The sequence below is a fragment of the Paracoccus nototheniae genome (assembly GCF_004335005.1).
In the GTDB taxonomy this organism is placed as follows: Bacteria; Pseudomonadota; Alphaproteobacteria; order Rhodobacterales; family Rhodobacteraceae; genus Paracoccus; species Paracoccus nototheniae.
Genome location: NZ_RQRT01000166.1, coordinates 1 through 1114, shown reverse-complemented (window position 1 = coordinate 1114; position 1114 = coordinate 1). Strand labels below are relative to the sequence as shown.

Annotated in this window: 2 protein-coding genes; both read right to left on the bottom strand. The window is 70.2% G+C overall.

All coding sequences use genetic code 11. The features are described from left to right. A partial coding sequence (locus tag EG885_RS22295; protein WP_207392395.1) for a P1 family peptidase occupies positions 1–479 on the bottom strand: 479 nt, incomplete at its 3' end. Between the two features lie 29 nt (positions 480–508). Further along, positions 509–1114 (bottom strand): thiamine pyrophosphate-dependent enzyme (locus tag EG885_RS22290; RefSeq protein WP_242679804.1); only part of this gene is annotated, 606 nt, incomplete at its 5' end.

Below are 1114 nucleotides of genomic sequence, written 5' to 3'. Positions count from 1 at the left end.
CCCTTCAGGCTGCCCGTCAGCGCCCCGGCCCCCGCGCCGACCGAGCCAAGCGCCGGATGGGCGTCCGCCGCCTGCCACGCCGCGCGGCCAAGCGCCGGATAGGGGTTGGTATCCCAGCCCTTGTCGCCGCCGTTCAGCAGATCAAAGACGATGGCGCCCGGCACGATGGGCACGCGGGCCGGTCCCACCGCAAAGCCGCGCCCGGCGGTGTGCAGCGCCGCCATCACCCCGTCGCAGGCCGCCAGCCCAAAGGCTGATCCGCCCGCCAGCACCAGCGCATCCACGCCGCCGACCAGCTTGTCAGGGGCCAGCAGATCGGTGTCGCGGGTGCCGGGTGCGCCGCCCATCACATGGACGCTGGCGGTCAGAGGCCGGTCGCCGGTCAACACCGTCACCCCCGATTTCAGCCTGTCATCCTGCGCATGTCCGACGCGCAGCCCGGCCACGTCGGTGATCAGGTTGCGCGGTCCTGGTCTCATCGCCTGTCGCCTTTCATGGCATCCCCGGCTCAGACCTGCCGGTCCAGCGCCGCGTCGCGGGTCTGGGTCAGGGTGGCGCCGGGGGTCAGCGCCTCGGGGTCCAGCCGCAGCTCGATCAGCGCCAGACGGCCCGACAGGCGGGCGCGTTCAAAGGCGGGGGCCAGATCCTCGTCCCGCTCGACCAGTTCGCCATGTCCGCCATAGGCGCGCACCAGCGGCGGGAAATCCGGGTTGAACAGGTCGGTCCCCGAGACGCGACCGGGGTAATGGCGTTCCTGATGCATCCGGATGGTGCCATAGCGGCCATTATTGGCGACCAGCACGATGGGGCTGGCGCCGTATTGGGCGGCGGTGGACAGTTCGTTCACGGTCATCTGCAGACAGCCGTCGCCCGCCAGACAGACCACCATCCGCCCCGGATAGGCCAGACTGGCCGAAATCGCCGCAGGCAGCCCATAGCCCATCGACCCCGAGGTCGGCGCCAGCTGCGTGCCAAAGCATTGCCAGCGGTAATAGCGGTGCAGAAAGGATGCGTAATTGCCTGCCCCATTGGTGATGATCGCGTCGGGGGGCAGGTTCGCGGCCAGCCATGCAACGACCTGTTCCATCCGCAGCGCGCCGGGGGTGGGGCGGGG